Annotated in this window: 13 protein-coding genes; 9 read left to right on the top strand and 4 right to left on the bottom strand. The window is 36.4% G+C overall.

All coding sequences use genetic code 11. The features are described 5' to 3' along the window. Positions 1–6: 6 nt before the first annotated feature. Both ACKXGU_RS12930 and ACKXGU_RS12925 read left to right on the top strand, forming a co-directional pair. Positions 7–459, top strand: a complete 453-nt coding sequence (locus tag ACKXGU_RS12930; protein WP_103051826.1) for a Fur family transcriptional regulator — start codon at positions 7–9, stop codon at positions 457–459. 12 nt (positions 460–471) lie between these two features. Further along, the gene (locus ACKXGU_RS12925) at positions 472–1,743 is read left to right on the top strand and encodes an adenylosuccinate synthase (protein ID WP_463465698.1); all 1,272 of its coding nucleotides are present in this window, start codon (positions 472–474) and stop codon (positions 1,741–1,743) included. Between the two features lie 37 nt (positions 1,744–1,780). Here ACKXGU_RS12925 and ACKXGU_RS12920 read toward each other — a convergent pair whose 3' ends face one another. The 4 genes from ACKXGU_RS12920 to ACKXGU_RS12905 form a co-directional block, all read right to left on the bottom strand. Next, positions 1,781–2,383, bottom strand: coding sequence for a class I SAM-dependent DNA methyltransferase (locus tag ACKXGU_RS12920; protein ID WP_463465697.1), 603 nt, complete (start codon positions 2,381–2,383; stop codon positions 1,781–1,783). Positions 2,384–2,392: 9 nt separating this feature from the next. Then, positions 2,393–3,685, bottom strand: coding sequence for an APC family permease (locus tag ACKXGU_RS12915; RefSeq protein ID WP_463465696.1), 1,293 nt, complete (start codon positions 3,683–3,685; stop codon positions 2,393–2,395). Positions 3,686–3,813: 128 nt separating this feature from the next. Further along, complete coding sequence (locus ACKXGU_RS12910) at positions 3,814–3,915, bottom strand: DinB family protein (RefSeq protein ID WP_463465695.1); 102 nt, start codon at positions 3,913–3,915, stop codon at positions 3,814–3,816. A 57-nt stretch (positions 3,916–3,972) separates the two neighbouring features. Continuing rightward, positions 3,973–4,788: a hypothetical protein gene (locus tag ACKXGU_RS12905; protein ID WP_463465694.1), complete on the bottom strand. Its 816-nt coding sequence runs from the start codon at positions 4,786–4,788 to the stop codon at positions 3,973–3,975. Positions 4,789–4,954: 166 nt separating this feature from the next. Here ACKXGU_RS12905 and ACKXGU_RS12900 point away from each other — a divergent pair, with 166 nt between their 5' ends. The 7 genes from ACKXGU_RS12900 to ACKXGU_RS12870 all read left to right on the top strand — a co-directional run bounded on the left by ACKXGU_RS12900 (position 4,955) and on the right by ACKXGU_RS12870 (position 14,389). Further along, positions 4,955–6,775: an OstA-like protein gene (locus ACKXGU_RS12900; protein WP_463465693.1), complete on the top strand. Its 1,821-nt coding sequence runs from the start codon at positions 4,955–4,957 to the stop codon at positions 6,773–6,775. A gap of 2 nt (positions 6,776–6,777) precedes the next feature. Beyond that, on the top strand, positions 6,778–7,959 hold the full coding sequence (locus ACKXGU_RS12895) for an aspartate aminotransferase family protein (RefSeq protein WP_463465692.1): 1,182 nt from the start codon (positions 6,778–6,780) through the stop codon (positions 7,957–7,959). A 141-nt stretch (positions 7,960–8,100) separates the two neighbouring features. Then, positions 8,101–9,489 (top strand): tetratricopeptide repeat protein, encoded by a 1,389-nt coding sequence (locus tag ACKXGU_RS12890; protein ID WP_463465691.1) that lies wholly within the window; start codon positions 8,101–8,103, stop codon positions 9,487–9,489. A gap of 51 nt (positions 9,490–9,540) precedes the next feature. Continuing rightward, positions 9,541–10,551: a DUF368 domain-containing protein gene (locus ACKXGU_RS12885; protein WP_463465690.1), complete on the top strand. Its 1,011-nt coding sequence runs from the start codon at positions 9,541–9,543 to the stop codon at positions 10,549–10,551. Further along, entirely contained in the window at positions 10,552–11,571 is a 1,020-nt protein-coding gene (locus ACKXGU_RS12880; protein WP_463465689.1) for a DUF368 domain-containing protein, read from the top strand. Beyond that, the gene (locus ACKXGU_RS12875; RefSeq protein ID WP_463465688.1) at positions 11,564–12,301 is read left to right on the top strand and encodes a shikimate dehydrogenase family protein; all 738 of its coding nucleotides are present in this window, start codon (positions 11,564–11,566) and stop codon (positions 12,299–12,301) included. The genes ACKXGU_RS12880 and ACKXGU_RS12875 overlap by 8 nt, the downstream gene beginning before the upstream one ends. Positions 12,302–12,397: 96 nt before the next feature. Beyond that, the gene (locus ACKXGU_RS12870) at positions 12,398–14,389 is read left to right on the top strand and encodes a DUF349 domain-containing protein (RefSeq protein WP_463465687.1); all 1,992 of its coding nucleotides are present in this window, start codon (positions 12,398–12,400) and stop codon (positions 14,387–14,389) included. Positions 14,390–14,595 lie beyond the last annotated feature (206 nt).

The following is a 14,595-nucleotide window of genomic DNA, read 5'->3' as shown; positions in this document are numbered from 1 at the left end:
GAAATTATGAGTGTTAAAACCGATACAAAAAACCAGGAGATAGTAAAGAACGTGTTCACGGCCTTTTTAACTGAAAAAGGACATCGCAAAACACCTGAACGCTACGCCATTCTTCAAGAAATTTACAACAGCAGTGAGCATTTCGATATTGAATCGTTATACCTCAACATGAAGAACAAAAAATACAGGGTGAGTCGTGCTACGTTGTACAACACTATTGAATTGCTTTTGGAATGTGGCTTGGTACGCAAGCATCAGTTTGGACAAAATCAGGCACATTATGAAAAGTCGTATTTTGATAAACAGCACGACCATGTTATTTTAACCGATACTGGTGAAGTTATTGAATTTTGCGACCCACGGATTCAATCTATCAAAAAAACCATTGAAGAGGTCTTTGATATCGAAATTAAAAATCACTCACTCTACTTTTACGGCAACCGAAAATCAACTAAATAACCAATTTCACAGATGGCAGTAGACTTACTACTAGGATTACAATGGGGCGATGAAGGCAAAGGAAAAATTGTCGATGTACTCACCTCCAAATACAACATTATTGCACGTTTTCAAGGCGGACCCAATGCGGGACACACACTTGTTTTTAATGGTATGAAACACGTGCTTCACACTATTCCTTCAGGTATTTTTCATGAGGATGCTATCAATTTAGTGGGTAATGGTGTCGTAATAGACCCTGTGATTTTTAAAAAGGAATTGGATAAGTTGACTGAACAACAGGTTGATTATAAAAAATCACTTTACATTTCCAGAAAGGCTCATATCATTTTACCAACCCATCGTTTATTGGATGCTGCCAGCGAAACTGCTAAAGGTAAAGCCAAAATAGGCTCAACGCTTAAAGGTATTGGCCCGACGTATATGGATAAAACCGGTAGAAATGGCCTTCGTGTTGGCGATTTGGAATTAGCTGACTGGAAAGATAAATATCGTGCTCTAGCGAATAAGCACGAGGCTATGATCAACTTCTACAATGTTGAAATTCAATATGACTTGAAGGAATTGGAAAACGAATTCTTTGAAGCTGTAAAAGTTTTAAAATCCTTAAAATTAATTGATTCTGAAGAATATATTTTCCAAGCACAAAAAGATGGAAAAACCATTTTAGCCGAAGGTGCCCAAGGGTCTTTGTTAGATATCGATTTTGGAACCTATCCATTTGTTACTTCCAGTAATACAACAGCTGCTGGCGCTTGCACGGGATTAGGGATTGCTCCAAACAAAATTGGTGATGTTTTTGGGATTTTTAAGGCCTACACCACACGCGTAGGTTCTGGCCCATTTCCAACAGAACTGTTTGACGATAATGGCAAAACCATGGCGAAAGTAGGTCATGAATTTGGTGCCACAACCGGAAGACCTCGTCGCTGTGGCTGGCTGGATTTGGTTGCTTTAAAATACGCTTGTCAAGTCAATGGTGTTACCCAGCTCATGATGATGAAAGCCGATGTGTTATCTGGATTTAAAACCTTAAAAGTATGCACGGCTTACAAATACAAAGGTGAGACCATCACGCATTTACCTTACAATATAGAACCGGAAAACGTAGAGCCTATCTACACCGAATTTAAAGGCTGGGCAGCAGATTTAACGGAGATGTCTGAAGCATCGCAATTACCAGATGCGTTAAACGCTTACATTGACTTTTTGGAAAAAGAATTGGAAACACCTATAACTATTGTTTCGGTGGGGCCAGACAGAAAGCAGACTATTTTTAGGTAATATTTATTTTTTAATTGCTGTCACTATTGTATGCACATCAAATGTGGTGTTCTGATGTTTTATAATTCACCTTAAAAACTGTTATTTCCGAAAAACCTGTTTCTGTCAGTGTCTTTTTAAGTTCATCTAATTGATGATAATAAAAGTAAACACGACCACCACTTCCTGCTTTAAAATCAGATTGTTGTGGATTGCCTTCAACAAAACTGATATAAATCAAGCCTGTTTCATTCAATAAATCATAAGCATTTGAAATAAAATTTTGACTTTCGGTTTGTGATAAGTATGGTAAACAGAACCCAGCAATAACTCCATCAAAGGTCATTGTTAAACTACCAATGTTTCTGCTATCCATAACAGCAAAACTTGCCATAGAATTATTCTTCTCTGCCAGCTTAATCATATTGGGCGCAGTATCAATACCCAAAATTCTATAATCAGGCTTTTTGGCAAGTAAATACTTTACAATATATCCAGGACCACAACCCACGTCCAATATTTTGGCATTTGGTTTTGCTATGGTATTACAAAAGTAATCGTATGTATCATTATACACATCCAAGTCCATAAACTTATCCTCATACACAGATGCTATGTTGTTCCAGGTTTCAAAAGTTTCTTTGTCTTTATCAGCACTCATGAATACAGCTTAATTTGTGTTTTTAGCTTCGCTCTTTTTGTAAAACCATTCCACTATAAAGCAAAAGAGTATGATTCCTACCGAAACCAAAATTCCGGTTAAATTCGATTGCAATTGTTGATTGACAAGAATGACCAAGGCTATAGCACAAAGTACAAAACCCAAAAATGGTATGATTTTATTAGTCTGCATTGGTGTTGCCAATTTATAACCTACAAAATTAACGATACCAAAAATGAGTATAAATCCAATACTCCCAGCCGTAGAAATACTTTCAAGCTGTAAAACGTTTACCAAAACAAGCGTCGTTACAGCCGTTATCATAAGTCCTATGGGTTGGTTCCAGAATTTAGCCAGAAAATGGTGCGGTAGTTCATCATCTTCTGCAATTTCATAATTAACCTTGCTTCCACCGTAAAGGGACGCATTGATAGCTGAAAAAGTTGAAATCAGCGCCGCAATAGTTATAATAGTAAAACCTGTTTGACCCAACATAGGCTTTGCGGCCTCCGCCAAGACGTAATCCTGTGCTTTGGCAATCTGATCAAAAGGTAGTGATCCTACCGTTACAAGCGCAATGATAATATACAAGAGAATGACAAAAACGACCGAGAAATAGTAAGCCTTTGGAATATTCTTTTCCGAATTGGTAATATCGGGAGCAGCATTGGCTATAAGCTCAAACCCTTCATAAGCAACAAAAATGACCATGCCACCCGCAAATAATTTAATAGGGTTTTCCCAGTTTGCAATAGATAATTGAGAAAGATTAGAGTTACCCATCAAACCATAGGCACCTACTCCAATAAAACCAATGAGAATAATGAGTTTAATGATTACAGCATAAGATTCTATTTTACCCACTACCGCAATACTGTAATAGTTAATAGCAGTTGCTATTACAATTATGGCACTGGCATAAATATGAAAGTCAATAGTCTTGTTTTGCGTAATCTCCCAAAGGTTAGGTGCATATGACCCAAATGCCGATGCATAAAGCGACAACATGACAATATAACTTATCCATAACAAATTGTTTACGGCACCACTAAAAACAGTTTTTCCAAAACCCTGATTTATAAACTTAACCGTTCCGCCTCTATCTGGATATTTTTTTGAGAGGTTTACATAGCTATATGATGTAATTAGTGCCAGAATACCCGCAAATAAAAAAGCAACTGGTGTACCTCCTTTAGCCAAGGATACTGCTAATCCAAGCACAGCAAATATACCACCTCCAACCATACCACCTATACCAATCGAAATAGCATCCTTAAGGCCTATTTTTTTAGATTGAGCCATTTGTCTTTCAATTTAAGTTAAGGGTTGGTTATAGCCCATTAGCTACTACACGAATATATTAAATTAATATTTGTGAAAACTGAAAGTCAAAAGCTAAAAGTCATCAGGGTAAGGTCATTCTGAATATGTTACTGATACAATACATACCTTGGTGGTTTCAAACCATTGAGCCGCATGTAAACCAACATTTGTGCTCTGTGATGGGTAATATGGTCTGTGAGTAATAACAAAAATTTAAATTGAAAGTTAAAAGCAATCAATTACGCATAATACCAATCGGTGCCTTATCATTTTAATTGAAAATGTATATGATCATCATGACGAACTGCCTGACATCCGTGAAACCTCACTTTTTCGTCAGTTAAATTCAGTCGTGTTTTTAAATGTGGTTCGATAAACATTTTCCCAATTTGACTTTGTTTCAAAATTATTTTAGCTAAATCCCGAGTTCCTATTTTTGAAAATACTATGTCCTTGTTAATTGTCCCTAAAGTCAAATATTGGGGGAAGTCATATTGCCAATGTCCATTTTTTTTACAAATTTCAGTTTGATTGTATTCATTAGGAGTTGGATTTTCATAGACACCATATCCACTAATTGAAGGTTTTCTGTTTGTCAAATGTCCATTTGGGTCTTTATAGATTAACGAAACATCAATTTTCTTTCCATCATTGTGACTTAAATGTGGTAAAAGTGGAAATTTATCAATAAACGGAAAGTTCGCATCAAGGTAGACCATTTTAATTCCCTTATTCTGATGTTCAAATTCAGTTGCAACTTGATGGAGGGTTTCGTTTAGTTCAGGTCTAACATAATTTCTATTTGCAAGCTTATAAAAAATGGAATGTGCCTTTAAAAATTCTGTTTCTTTTATTTTTTCACGTCCAAAAATCGGTGCAACATTTGGAACTATCAAAAATGTAGCAATCAAATAAAGCGCAACAAAAGCTCCAATCCGTTTTATTCTCTGTTTCTTTAAACTTCTCTTAATGAGCAAAATTGAAACTATATACACAACCCCGCCAATTTGTGTTATAATTGTTAAAAAGGTAAAAATTATAATGTGAAGCAGGATTCTCATATTTGCTACAATGTTTGACAAACACAATTACGTTCATTACTCACCATGTTTATTTCTCTAAAATAAGTTAAAAATAGCAATTTAAGAACACCTGATTATACTTGGCAACTGGTCATTTCTATTAAAAAATTCCTAATGCATCACGCTACACCAATATTATCATTATTTTTGAGCCAAAATCTAGCGTTTGAAATTAAACAGCAACATACTTACCACCTTCTTGGTCATCTTACTATGGCAACTGGGCTTACAAGCTCAAGACCAAAAGCGTATTGAAATTGTCTATGGTGGGTTTCTGGAGTTTAAAGAAGCCGAAGCCCCAGGCCTTAAGGTCATGACACGTGACGACTCGGGTCAGGTACATGTGATTCACGAAGGCGTCGATATGTGGTGCGACCAAGCCAACCTCTACAGTAATGAGAACTTTGTGGAAGCTTACGGAAACGTCCGCATGAAACAAGGCGACACCATTAATATGAACGCCAAATACGTGGAGTACAGCGGCAAGACCAAACTGGCCTTTGCCAGTGGTGACGTGGTGCTTACCGAACCTAACTCCACCCTAACCACAGATACCTTGTTTTTTGACCGGGTTAAACAGCAATCGTTTTATAAAAGTGGTGGTCGTGTGGTTCGGGATTCTTCGGGCACCATTACCAGTAATATTGGGCGTTATTATATGAACAGCAAGAAATACCAGTTTGTTAATAAGGTGGTATTGGTCAATCCCGATTACACCATCAATACCGATCAATTGGATTTCTATTCGGAAACAGGACATGCCTATCTTTTCGGGCCATCAACTATTGTGACTTCTGAAAGCAAGACCTATTGCGAACGCGGCTTTTATGACACCGAACGTAAAACAGGTTATGGTATGAAAAATACCAAAATTGAATACGATTACAGGGTGTTTGAAGGCGATAGCATGTATTTTGACAACAACCGGAATTTTGCTTCGGCTACCAACAACATCAAAGTAACCGACACCACCAATAAGAGTGTCATTAAAGGACATTACGCCGAAATATATAAGGCGAAAGATTCCGTATTCATTACCAAGCGTGCTTTAGCTATAACGGTCCAGGAAAACGATTCTATATACATGCATGCCGACACCTTGATGGTCACAGGCAAACCTGAAAAGCGTATTACCCGAGCCTTTAGAAATGCCAAGTTCTATAAATCTGACATGAGTGGTAAAGCCGATTCTGTGCACGTTAACCATGCTACTGGACTCACAGAGCTAATCAACCTGTCTCGATTATCCTCTAAAGACGCTTTTGCCAAACGCCGTGATCCCATATTATGGAATTTAGAGAATCAAATGACTGGTGATACCATTCACATTAAATCCAATCCCGAAACCGAAAAACTTGATTCTTTACTGGTATTTGAAAATGCTTTTATTGTTAGTAAAGATACCTTGAGTGACAATGGGTTCAATCAAATAAAAGGTAAAACACTAGTTGGTCTTTTTGATGAGCAGAACAATTTGAAACAAGTAGATATCAATAAAAATGCGGAGTCCATATTTTATGCGCGAAATGAAAACAATGAACTCTTTGGTATAGACAAAGCCCGATCGGGAAGTATTTCAGTGTTTTTTGAAGATGGTGCTATTTCGCAGTTTATTCGTTATAAACAACCCGATGCGGTCACCACACCAGAATCTCAGTTTCCTGAAAATTCTAGATTATTGCGTGGTTTTGTGTGGCGTGACAATGAACGTCCAAAAAGCGTGAAAGATCTGTTTAATGATGATCCACCTTTGGAATTACCAAAAATTAAAGGATTAGAAGAATATGTTCCACAGGAAGAGTTTTTTGATGACGCCATGATGGAACGTATTAAAAAAGCTGAAGAGGACAAAAATTCTAAAGACAAACCAAAAACAGAAAAAAAGCCTTCCAAGGTTTCCAGAAACATTCCTAAAGAGGTTATAGATAAACGAGCCTTACAAACAATAGACGGTAGCAAAACCACGCTTGAAAAGGATAATAATTAAAAGTGAAGGACGATTTCTTTAAATATCAGGCGCAAACCTCAACCCACCCGTTGGCTATGGAAATCTCCCACGCCGAAGGTTCCTATATTTATGATACAAAAGGTAAAGCTTATTTAGATTTTGTCGCAGGTGTTTCGGCCTGTACACTTGGACATAAACATCCCAAAGTGGTTATGGCCATAAAAGAACAACTGGATAAATACTTACACGTTATGGTCTATGGGGAGTATGTGCAGCAACCTGCAGTAGCACTTTCCAAATTATTGGCCAAACATTTACCGGACAACCTCGAGCAAACCTATTTAACCAATTCTGGCACTGAAGCCATTGAAGGTGCTATTAAATTGGCGAAACGTGCCACTGGTCGTAGTGAAATCATTTCTGCCAAACACGCCTATCACGGCAATACTATGGGTGCCATGAGTGTTATGGGTTATGAAGAACGCAAGCAAGCTTTTAGACCCCTGATTCCTGATGTCCGGTTTATTGAGTTCAATAATATTCAAGATATTAGTAACATCACCAATAAAACGGCCTGTGTCATACTAGAAACCATTCAAGGAGGTGCTGGTTTTATTGAGCCTAAAAACAACTATTTGGAATTGATAAGAAACCGCTGTGATGCTGTTGGTGCTTTATTAATTTTAGATGAAATACAACCGGGTATTGGACGTACAGGAACCTTATTTGCATTTGAGCACTATAAGTGTGTGCCCGATATTTTGGTAACAGGCAAAGGATTAGGTGGTGGTATGCCCATTGGTGCTTTTACCACTTCTGGTGAGTTAATGAGTTTATTGGCCAACAATCCAAAACTGGGTCACATCACAACCTTTGGTGGTCATCCGGTGATTGCTGCCGCTGCATTGGCAACACTATCCGAAGTAGTTGAAAGTGATTTAATGATTCAAACCCTAGAAAAGGAAAAACTCATTAGAGAACACTTAAGACATCCTTTAATTACTGAAATTCGTGGTAAGGGTTTGATGCTGGCTGCTATGACGCCTTCAGCTGAAATGACAAACAAAGTTATTTTAAAAGCACAAGACGAGGGACTCATTCTATTTTGGTTGTTGTTTGAGCCCAAAGCCATCCGCATAACACCACCTTTGACAATTTCAAATGACGAATTGATTGCAGGCTGCAAAATCATCACCTCTATTTTAGATAGTCTACAAAACTAAATTCAAGCAGCTGAAAATCAGCAGCAAACCATTAATCCAATGTTTACTGTTGATTACTTTGTTAAAAACATTTGGATTTTTAACTGCAATTAGCCATATAGAACATTACATTTATTCAAGGAAAATCATATAAATGTGCCTATGGAGTTACGTCCCAACGACAACAACAATTTGCCACTTACCCGATTCGAATCCATGTTAAAAACAAACCATGTTTTGTTTTTTGATTCAGAAGAATTTGAAAATATCATTCACCACTACCTCAACCAAGGAAAAATAGCACTCGCTAAAAAAGCCATTAAATTAGGGCTTTCACAACATCCAACATCCGTCAATTTAAAATTGTTTAAGGTAGAAATCTATGTGTTTGAAAATGATTTGGATAAGGCAGACATGCTAATCAATGAATTGCATGTTATCGACCCGCATAATGAAGAGATTTACATTCAAAAAGCCAACATCCTGTCTAAAAGGGATGACCACGAAAAGGCCATAGAGGTATTGAAACAATCCCTTGATCTAACCGATGATGTTATAGACATCTACTCCTTAATCGGTATGGAATATTTGTTTTTGGATAAGTTTGAAGATGCCAAAACCTATTTTATGAAGTGCCTTGAAGCTGATTTACATGATTATGCTGCATTACACAATATGATTTATTGTTTTGACTTTTTGGGACAGCATGAAGATGCCATTTCGTACTTAAATACGTTTTTGGATAGCAATCCGTATTGTGAAGTTGCCTGGCATCAGTTAGGCAAGCAGTATTACGAACTCAAGGACTATAAAAAAGCGTTGGCAGCCTATGATTTTGCTATTATTTCCGAAGATACCTTTATTGGGGCTTATTTAGAAAAAGGCAAAGTGTTGGAAAAATTAAAGCGCTATGAAGATGCCATTGAAAATTACAGTATCACGTTAAAACTGGATGACCCAACCTCATTTGCCCTGCTACGAATTGGTTCTTGCCATGAAAAACTCAAAAACATGGAATTGGCAGTCCAATATTACAAGAAAACCGTTCAGGAAGATCCACTTTTGGATAAAGGTTGGATAGCCATTACCAAGTTTTACATGAAGAAAAGGAATTATAAAAAATCCTTGTACTACATAAACAAAGCCTTGAATATTGATACCGAAAATGTTGTTTATTGGAAACTCTATGCTCAAATAAATGAGCGTCTATCCTATTGGGAAGAAGCTGAAAACGGCTATAAAAAAGCTTTGGAATTGGGCAACTATGAATTGAGTACCTGGCTAACAAGGGGTGACATTCTGTTGAAAATTGGAGAACACGAAGCCGCTGTTTATAATTTTTTACAAGCAGCTGAATTTTACCCGGAAAATGCTGAAATAGAATTTAGGTTGGCTGGTTTATATTATACCTTGCACGAAACAGAAAAGGGTTCCTACCACTTAAAAAACGGAATGCGCTTTAATGCAGAATTTGCCCTGATTATTGAGGAATTGTTTCCTCAAGTATACGAAAAGAGCCAAGTTAAAACGCTCTTAAAAGCAAAGTTGTAAGTATTCTTGTAACTTAAATTGACTACCTTTGGATTTTATTAAAAATCCAAAATGCAAAGACGTTTTTCAGATTATTTTTTGATTTCGCTGAAGGGATTGGCTATGGGTGCAGCTGATGCTGTTCCTGGTGTTTCTGGCGGAACTATTGCCTTTATTTCTGGTATTTATGAGGAGCTAATTTCTACCATAAGCGGTATAAATCTAAACTTGTTAAAAAAACTCCGAAAAGAAGGTTTTAAATCGTTCTGGCAAGCTTTAAATGGTAATTTTCTAATCGCTTTACTCCTAGGTATCATTGTAAGCTTCGTATCCTTTATGAGGCTGGCAAAGTACCTCATTGAATACCATCCTGTTTTAATATGGTCATTTTTCTTTGGACTCATCATAGCCAGTATCTATTTTGTTGGAAAGCAGATCACCAAGTGGTCACCAGCTACCCTAACAGCTTTAGTTATTGGTACCATTGTAGCCTATTATATTACTCTTATACCTTCATCGGCGAGTAACGAAACGCCATTGTTTTTGTTCATAGCTGGAGCTATTGCTATTTGTGCCATGATTCTGCCTGGTATATCCGGTTCATTTATTCTGGTCATATTAGGTGCCTACAAAACCTTAAGCGATGCCCTTCATGATTTTGATTTTAAGCGTATCGCCATTTTTGCTACTGGTGCCTTGGTAGGTTTGTTAAGTTTTAGCCATTTACTAAAATGGTTGTTCAAACATTACCACAACCTAACCTTGGCTTTACTGACAGGCTTTATTTTTGGGTCATTGAACAAGGTCTGGCCATGGAAACTGACTGAAACCGTTATGGAAAAGTCCAGTGGTAAAATCATGCCTTTTTCTGACATATCCGAACTGGGCAACTTAACGTTATACCAACAGCAAATAGCCGATTTTGAGTCGTACAAAGTTGTTAGTGAAAAAAGCATTTTAGCTGTTCGCTATTCAGAGCTGAACAATCAAATCGATTCGCAATGGCTCCTAGCAATAGCGCTTATGATAGTAGGGTTTTTAACGATTTTCATCTTGGAGCGACTTGGTAAAAAATCACAGTAAATGCAAAGTACACGCACATTCACCGATAAAGTCTTTCTAGTCCTAAAAGGATTGGGAATGGGAGCTGCCAATAAAGTGCCCGGAGTTTCTGGTGGTGTCGTTGCTTTTGTTGCTGGTTTTTATGAAGAATTTATTTATTCCCTTCAAAAGGTCAATCGTAAAGCATTTAAACTACTTATTAATGGTCGATTCAAGAGCTTTTTCCAATACATCAATGGCCGTTTTTTAAGTCTGCTTTTTTTGGGGATGATAATTAGCTACTTCAGTGTCTCCAAACTATTGGACTATCTTATTATTCACTATGAATTGTATGTTTGGAGCGTGTTTTTTGGAATGATTATAGGCTCCATTTATTACATCAGCAAAGATTTTAAAGACTGGAACTACAAAACATATCTATCCTTGGCAATAGGCATTATACTTGGTGTGAGTATTAGTTTTTTAGATCCAGCCAAGGAAAATGACAATTTATGGTTTGTTTTTTTCTGTGGAATGATTAGTGTCTCTGGTATGACCTTACCAGGGTTTTCGGGATCATTTATTTTAATTTTATTGGGTAATTATGTATTGCTTTTAGTTGATTCCGTAAACGCCCTTTATGATACTTTTATTGAAATCATTAAAGGAGATTTTGGGTTTTTGGACAATTCTGAACGCTTACGTATGCTGAAAGTTCTCGCCGTATTTACGTTAGGCTCGATCGCCGGATTGGTAACATTTTCGCATGTTTTAAACTATATTTTGAAACACTATAAAAGCATTACAATTGCGTCCATTATCGGCTTTATTGTTGGGTCTCTGGGTGTTGTATGGCCATGGAAAAAAACTATTTTTAAGCTCAACCAAAATGGCACATTTGCTTTGGACTCTTCTGGAGAAAAAATTATAGAAAACTACCAACGCTATAGGCCCGAATGGAATTCTGAAACAGGATTCGCCATAGGGTTTGTTATTTTGGGAATATTAATTGTTCTGGCACTTGAAATTTACGGACAAAAAACCAGAAAACGTTATGCGTAAATTCGGTTTGATTGGTAAGAATATCGCCTACTCTTTTTCTAAAAACTTTTTTGAAAGAAAATTTGAAAAAGAAGGTATTGTAGATGCTTCTTACAGCAATTTTGATATTGAAGATTTAGACACATTCCGCAGTATTATTGCCAACAATCCTGAATTGATTGGTTTAAACGTAACCATACCCTATAAGGAACAAATCATCCCCTATTTGGATACCTTGAACAAAAAAGCCAAAAAAATTGGCGCCATCAATACCATAAAAATTACTAAAAATGGTAAGCTTAAAGGTTATAATACCGATTATTACGGTTTTAAAAAAGCCTTAAAACCTCTTTTGAAGTTTAAGCACAAACGCGCATTAATTTTAGGCACAGGTGGTGCCAGTAAAGCCATTGCCTTTGCTTTAAAGTCATTGGATATTGACTATCAGTTTGTTTCCAGAAAACCATCAAAAAAAGGACAATTAACTTACAAAGCACTCACAGAAGATATTATCAGTACCCACCAAATAATTATAAACTGTACCCCATTGGGTACCTATCCAAATGTTGATCAATTTCCAAATATTCCCTACAATGGTATCGGGAAAAATCATATAGCGTTCGATCTCATTTACAATCCTGAACAAACCCTTTTTTTAAAAAAAGCACTAGCCCAAAAAGCTACTATCATTAACGGTTCTAATATGCTAAAGTACCAAGCTAAAAAAGCTTGGAATATTTGGAACAATTAGACAATATCATTAAAAATCGTTCAAGCCTTTGTAAATATTGCAGTTGTTGTTATCTTTAACACTTCAGTAGTATAACGAACCTAAACATTTAGTAAAATGTCAGAGCATGATAACCTGCAACAAGCAGACGGAAAAGAAGAAAAAAAAGCAATTAGCGAACCTGTAAAAGACATAGAGCAAGAAACAACTGATGCTCCAGAAGAAGTTCAAGAAGAACCGGTCCTTGAAAACACTCCAAGTATTGATTCTGACAAACCTTCAGAAAAGTCAGAAGACCCTGATGTTGATGACGATGAATCTGTTCTAAATGAAATAGACGAATCCAACGCCGAAGATGCTGAAGATGAAGGTAACAAAGACAGGCACGATATAGAGCACAAGGATTACGATAAAATGTCTCTTGATGAATTGGTCAGCGAGCTTGAAAAACTTGTGAAGAGTGAGAAAGTTCAAGCTATTAGGTCTCATGTAGAAAATTTACGATCCGAATTCAAATCAAAATTCAATTCATTACTTGATGAGAAAAAAGAAGAGTTCTTGAACGATGGTGGGAATGAAATAGATTTTTACTATTCTAGTCCAGTTCAAAAGCAATTCAAGGAAACTTACGCTGAATATCGTGACAAACTAAATGCACATTATAAGAACATAGAGAAAAACCTCAAAGAAAATTTAGCCAATAGGCTGGAAATAATTGAAGAAATTAAAGGTCTTTTTAATGTTGAAGAAAATATAAACACAACCTACAAGCATTTTAAAGAGTTACAAGAACGTTGGAAAAATGCAGGACCTATACCAAGGGATAAATATAACAATGCCTGGAATAGTTACCACCATCATGTTGAAATGTTCTACGACTTTTTACACTTGAATAGAGATCTTCGTGATTTAGATTTCAAGCATAATTTAGAACAGAAGTTAAAAATTATCGAGCGCGCCGAAGAACTGGCAGAAGATGACAATCATAATAGAGCTTTCAGAGAGTTACAAGCCCTTCACAAAATGTGGAAAGAAGAGCTTGGCCCAGTAGGAAAAGAACATCGCGAAGACATTTGGGATCGCTTTAAAGCAGCCACCAAAAAAATTAACGATAAGCGTCAGGCATACTTTGCTGAATTAGATAAAATTTACGAAAAAAACCTAGAGATTAAACACGACATAATCTCAAAAATTCAAGCAATTGCTGATAAAGGTGCCACTTCACACAATGCTTGGCAAAATGCTATCAAGGAAGTGGAGGCACTTCGCAATGATTTTTTTGGGGCCGGAAAAGTTCCCATCAAAGTAAACGAAGCTACCTGGGCCAGTTTTAAGGATTCAGTCAGAACCTTCAACAGAAACAAGAATGCGTTTTACAAGAATCTCAAAAAATCGCAATACGATAACCTTCAAAAGAAATTGGATTTAATCAAAATTGCTGAAGATAATAAGGATAGTGAAGATTTTCAGACCACAACAACATTGATGAAAAAAATCCAAAGTGATTGGAAAAAAATTGGACACGTTCCGAGAAAGAATAGCGATAAAATATGGAAGCAATTTAAAACTGCCTGCAACCATTACTTTGACAGACTTCATGCCCTAAAAGATGCTGAAAATGCAGAAGGTAATGAAGCATATGTTCAAAAAGTTAAACTCTTGGATGATTTAAAAAATATAGAACTTTCCGGAAAAAAAGAGACTGATTTAGAGCAGGTAAAAGGGTATGTTGAAAAATGGAAAGACATTGGTAATGTACCTCCTAATAAGCGATATGTTGAAGGAAAATTAAACAAAGTTTTGGATACAATCTTCAAAAAGTTAGATATCAACCATGAAGAGGCTGAACTTATTAAATTTGAAACCAAATTAGACTCCCTAAACAATGCCAAAGACCCAAGACATTTGGACAACGAGCGATCGTTTATCAGAAAAAAAATCAATGATGTCAAAGCAGAAATAAACCAACTGGAAAACAATCTACAATTTTTTAGTAATGTAGATGACGACAATCCTTTGGTACAGGAAGTCCACCAAAATATTGAAAAGCAAAAGCAATCATTGGACCTTTGGAAAACCAAATTGAGAAAAATTAAGGATTTATATTAGATAATATAATGACTCAAAAAACCAAATCCCGCTTAAGGTTTAACTTAAGCGGGATTTTAGTTCTAACTAAACTAACTAAAGGGTTGCTTTTCCCAACTATTACAACCACCTTTACCAAAATGACATTCGAGATTACTCTCTTGTGATTATGCTATTAACCTACTTATGAAGTTGTCATTTGGTAGTATATACGTTCAGATTTTGTA

It is taken from the genome of Hanstruepera sp. CR43 (assembly GCF_055227665.1).
This window is presented reverse-complemented; position numbering and strand designations above follow the sequence as displayed.

Excerpts from the sequence above, each read along its gene's own strand:
- ACKXGU_RS12875 (WP_463465688.1), top strand. The coding sequence starts at position 11,564 with ATGCGTAAATTCGGTTTGATTGGTAAGAATATCGCCTACTCTTTTTCT.
- ACKXGU_RS12870 (WP_463465687.1), top strand. The coding sequence starts at position 12,398 with ATGTCAGAGCATGATAACCTGCAACAAGCAGACGGAAAAGAAGAAAAA.
- ACKXGU_RS12920 (WP_463465697.1), bottom strand. The coding sequence starts at position 2,383 with ATGAGTGCTGATAAAGACAAAGAAACTTTTGAAACCTGGAACAACATA.
- ACKXGU_RS12925 (WP_463465698.1), top strand. The coding sequence starts at position 472 with ATGGCAGTAGACTTACTACTAGGATTACAATGGGGCGATGAAGGCAAA.
- ACKXGU_RS12890 (WP_463465691.1), top strand. The coding sequence starts at position 8,101 with ATGGAGTTACGTCCCAACGACAACAACAATTTGCCACTTACCCGATTC.
- ACKXGU_RS12880 (WP_463465689.1), top strand. The coding sequence starts at position 10,552 with ATGCAAAGTACACGCACATTCACCGATAAAGTCTTTCTAGTCCTAAAA.
- ACKXGU_RS12930 (WP_103051826.1), top strand. The coding sequence starts at position 7 with ATGAGTGTTAAAACCGATACAAAAAACCAGGAGATAGTAAAGAACGTG.
- ACKXGU_RS12885 (WP_463465690.1), top strand. The coding sequence starts at position 9,541 with ATGCAAAGACGTTTTTCAGATTATTTTTTGATTTCGCTGAAGGGATTG.
- ACKXGU_RS12915 (WP_463465696.1), bottom strand. The coding sequence starts at position 3,685 with ATGGCTCAATCTAAAAAAATAGGCCTTAAGGATGCTATTTCGATTGGT.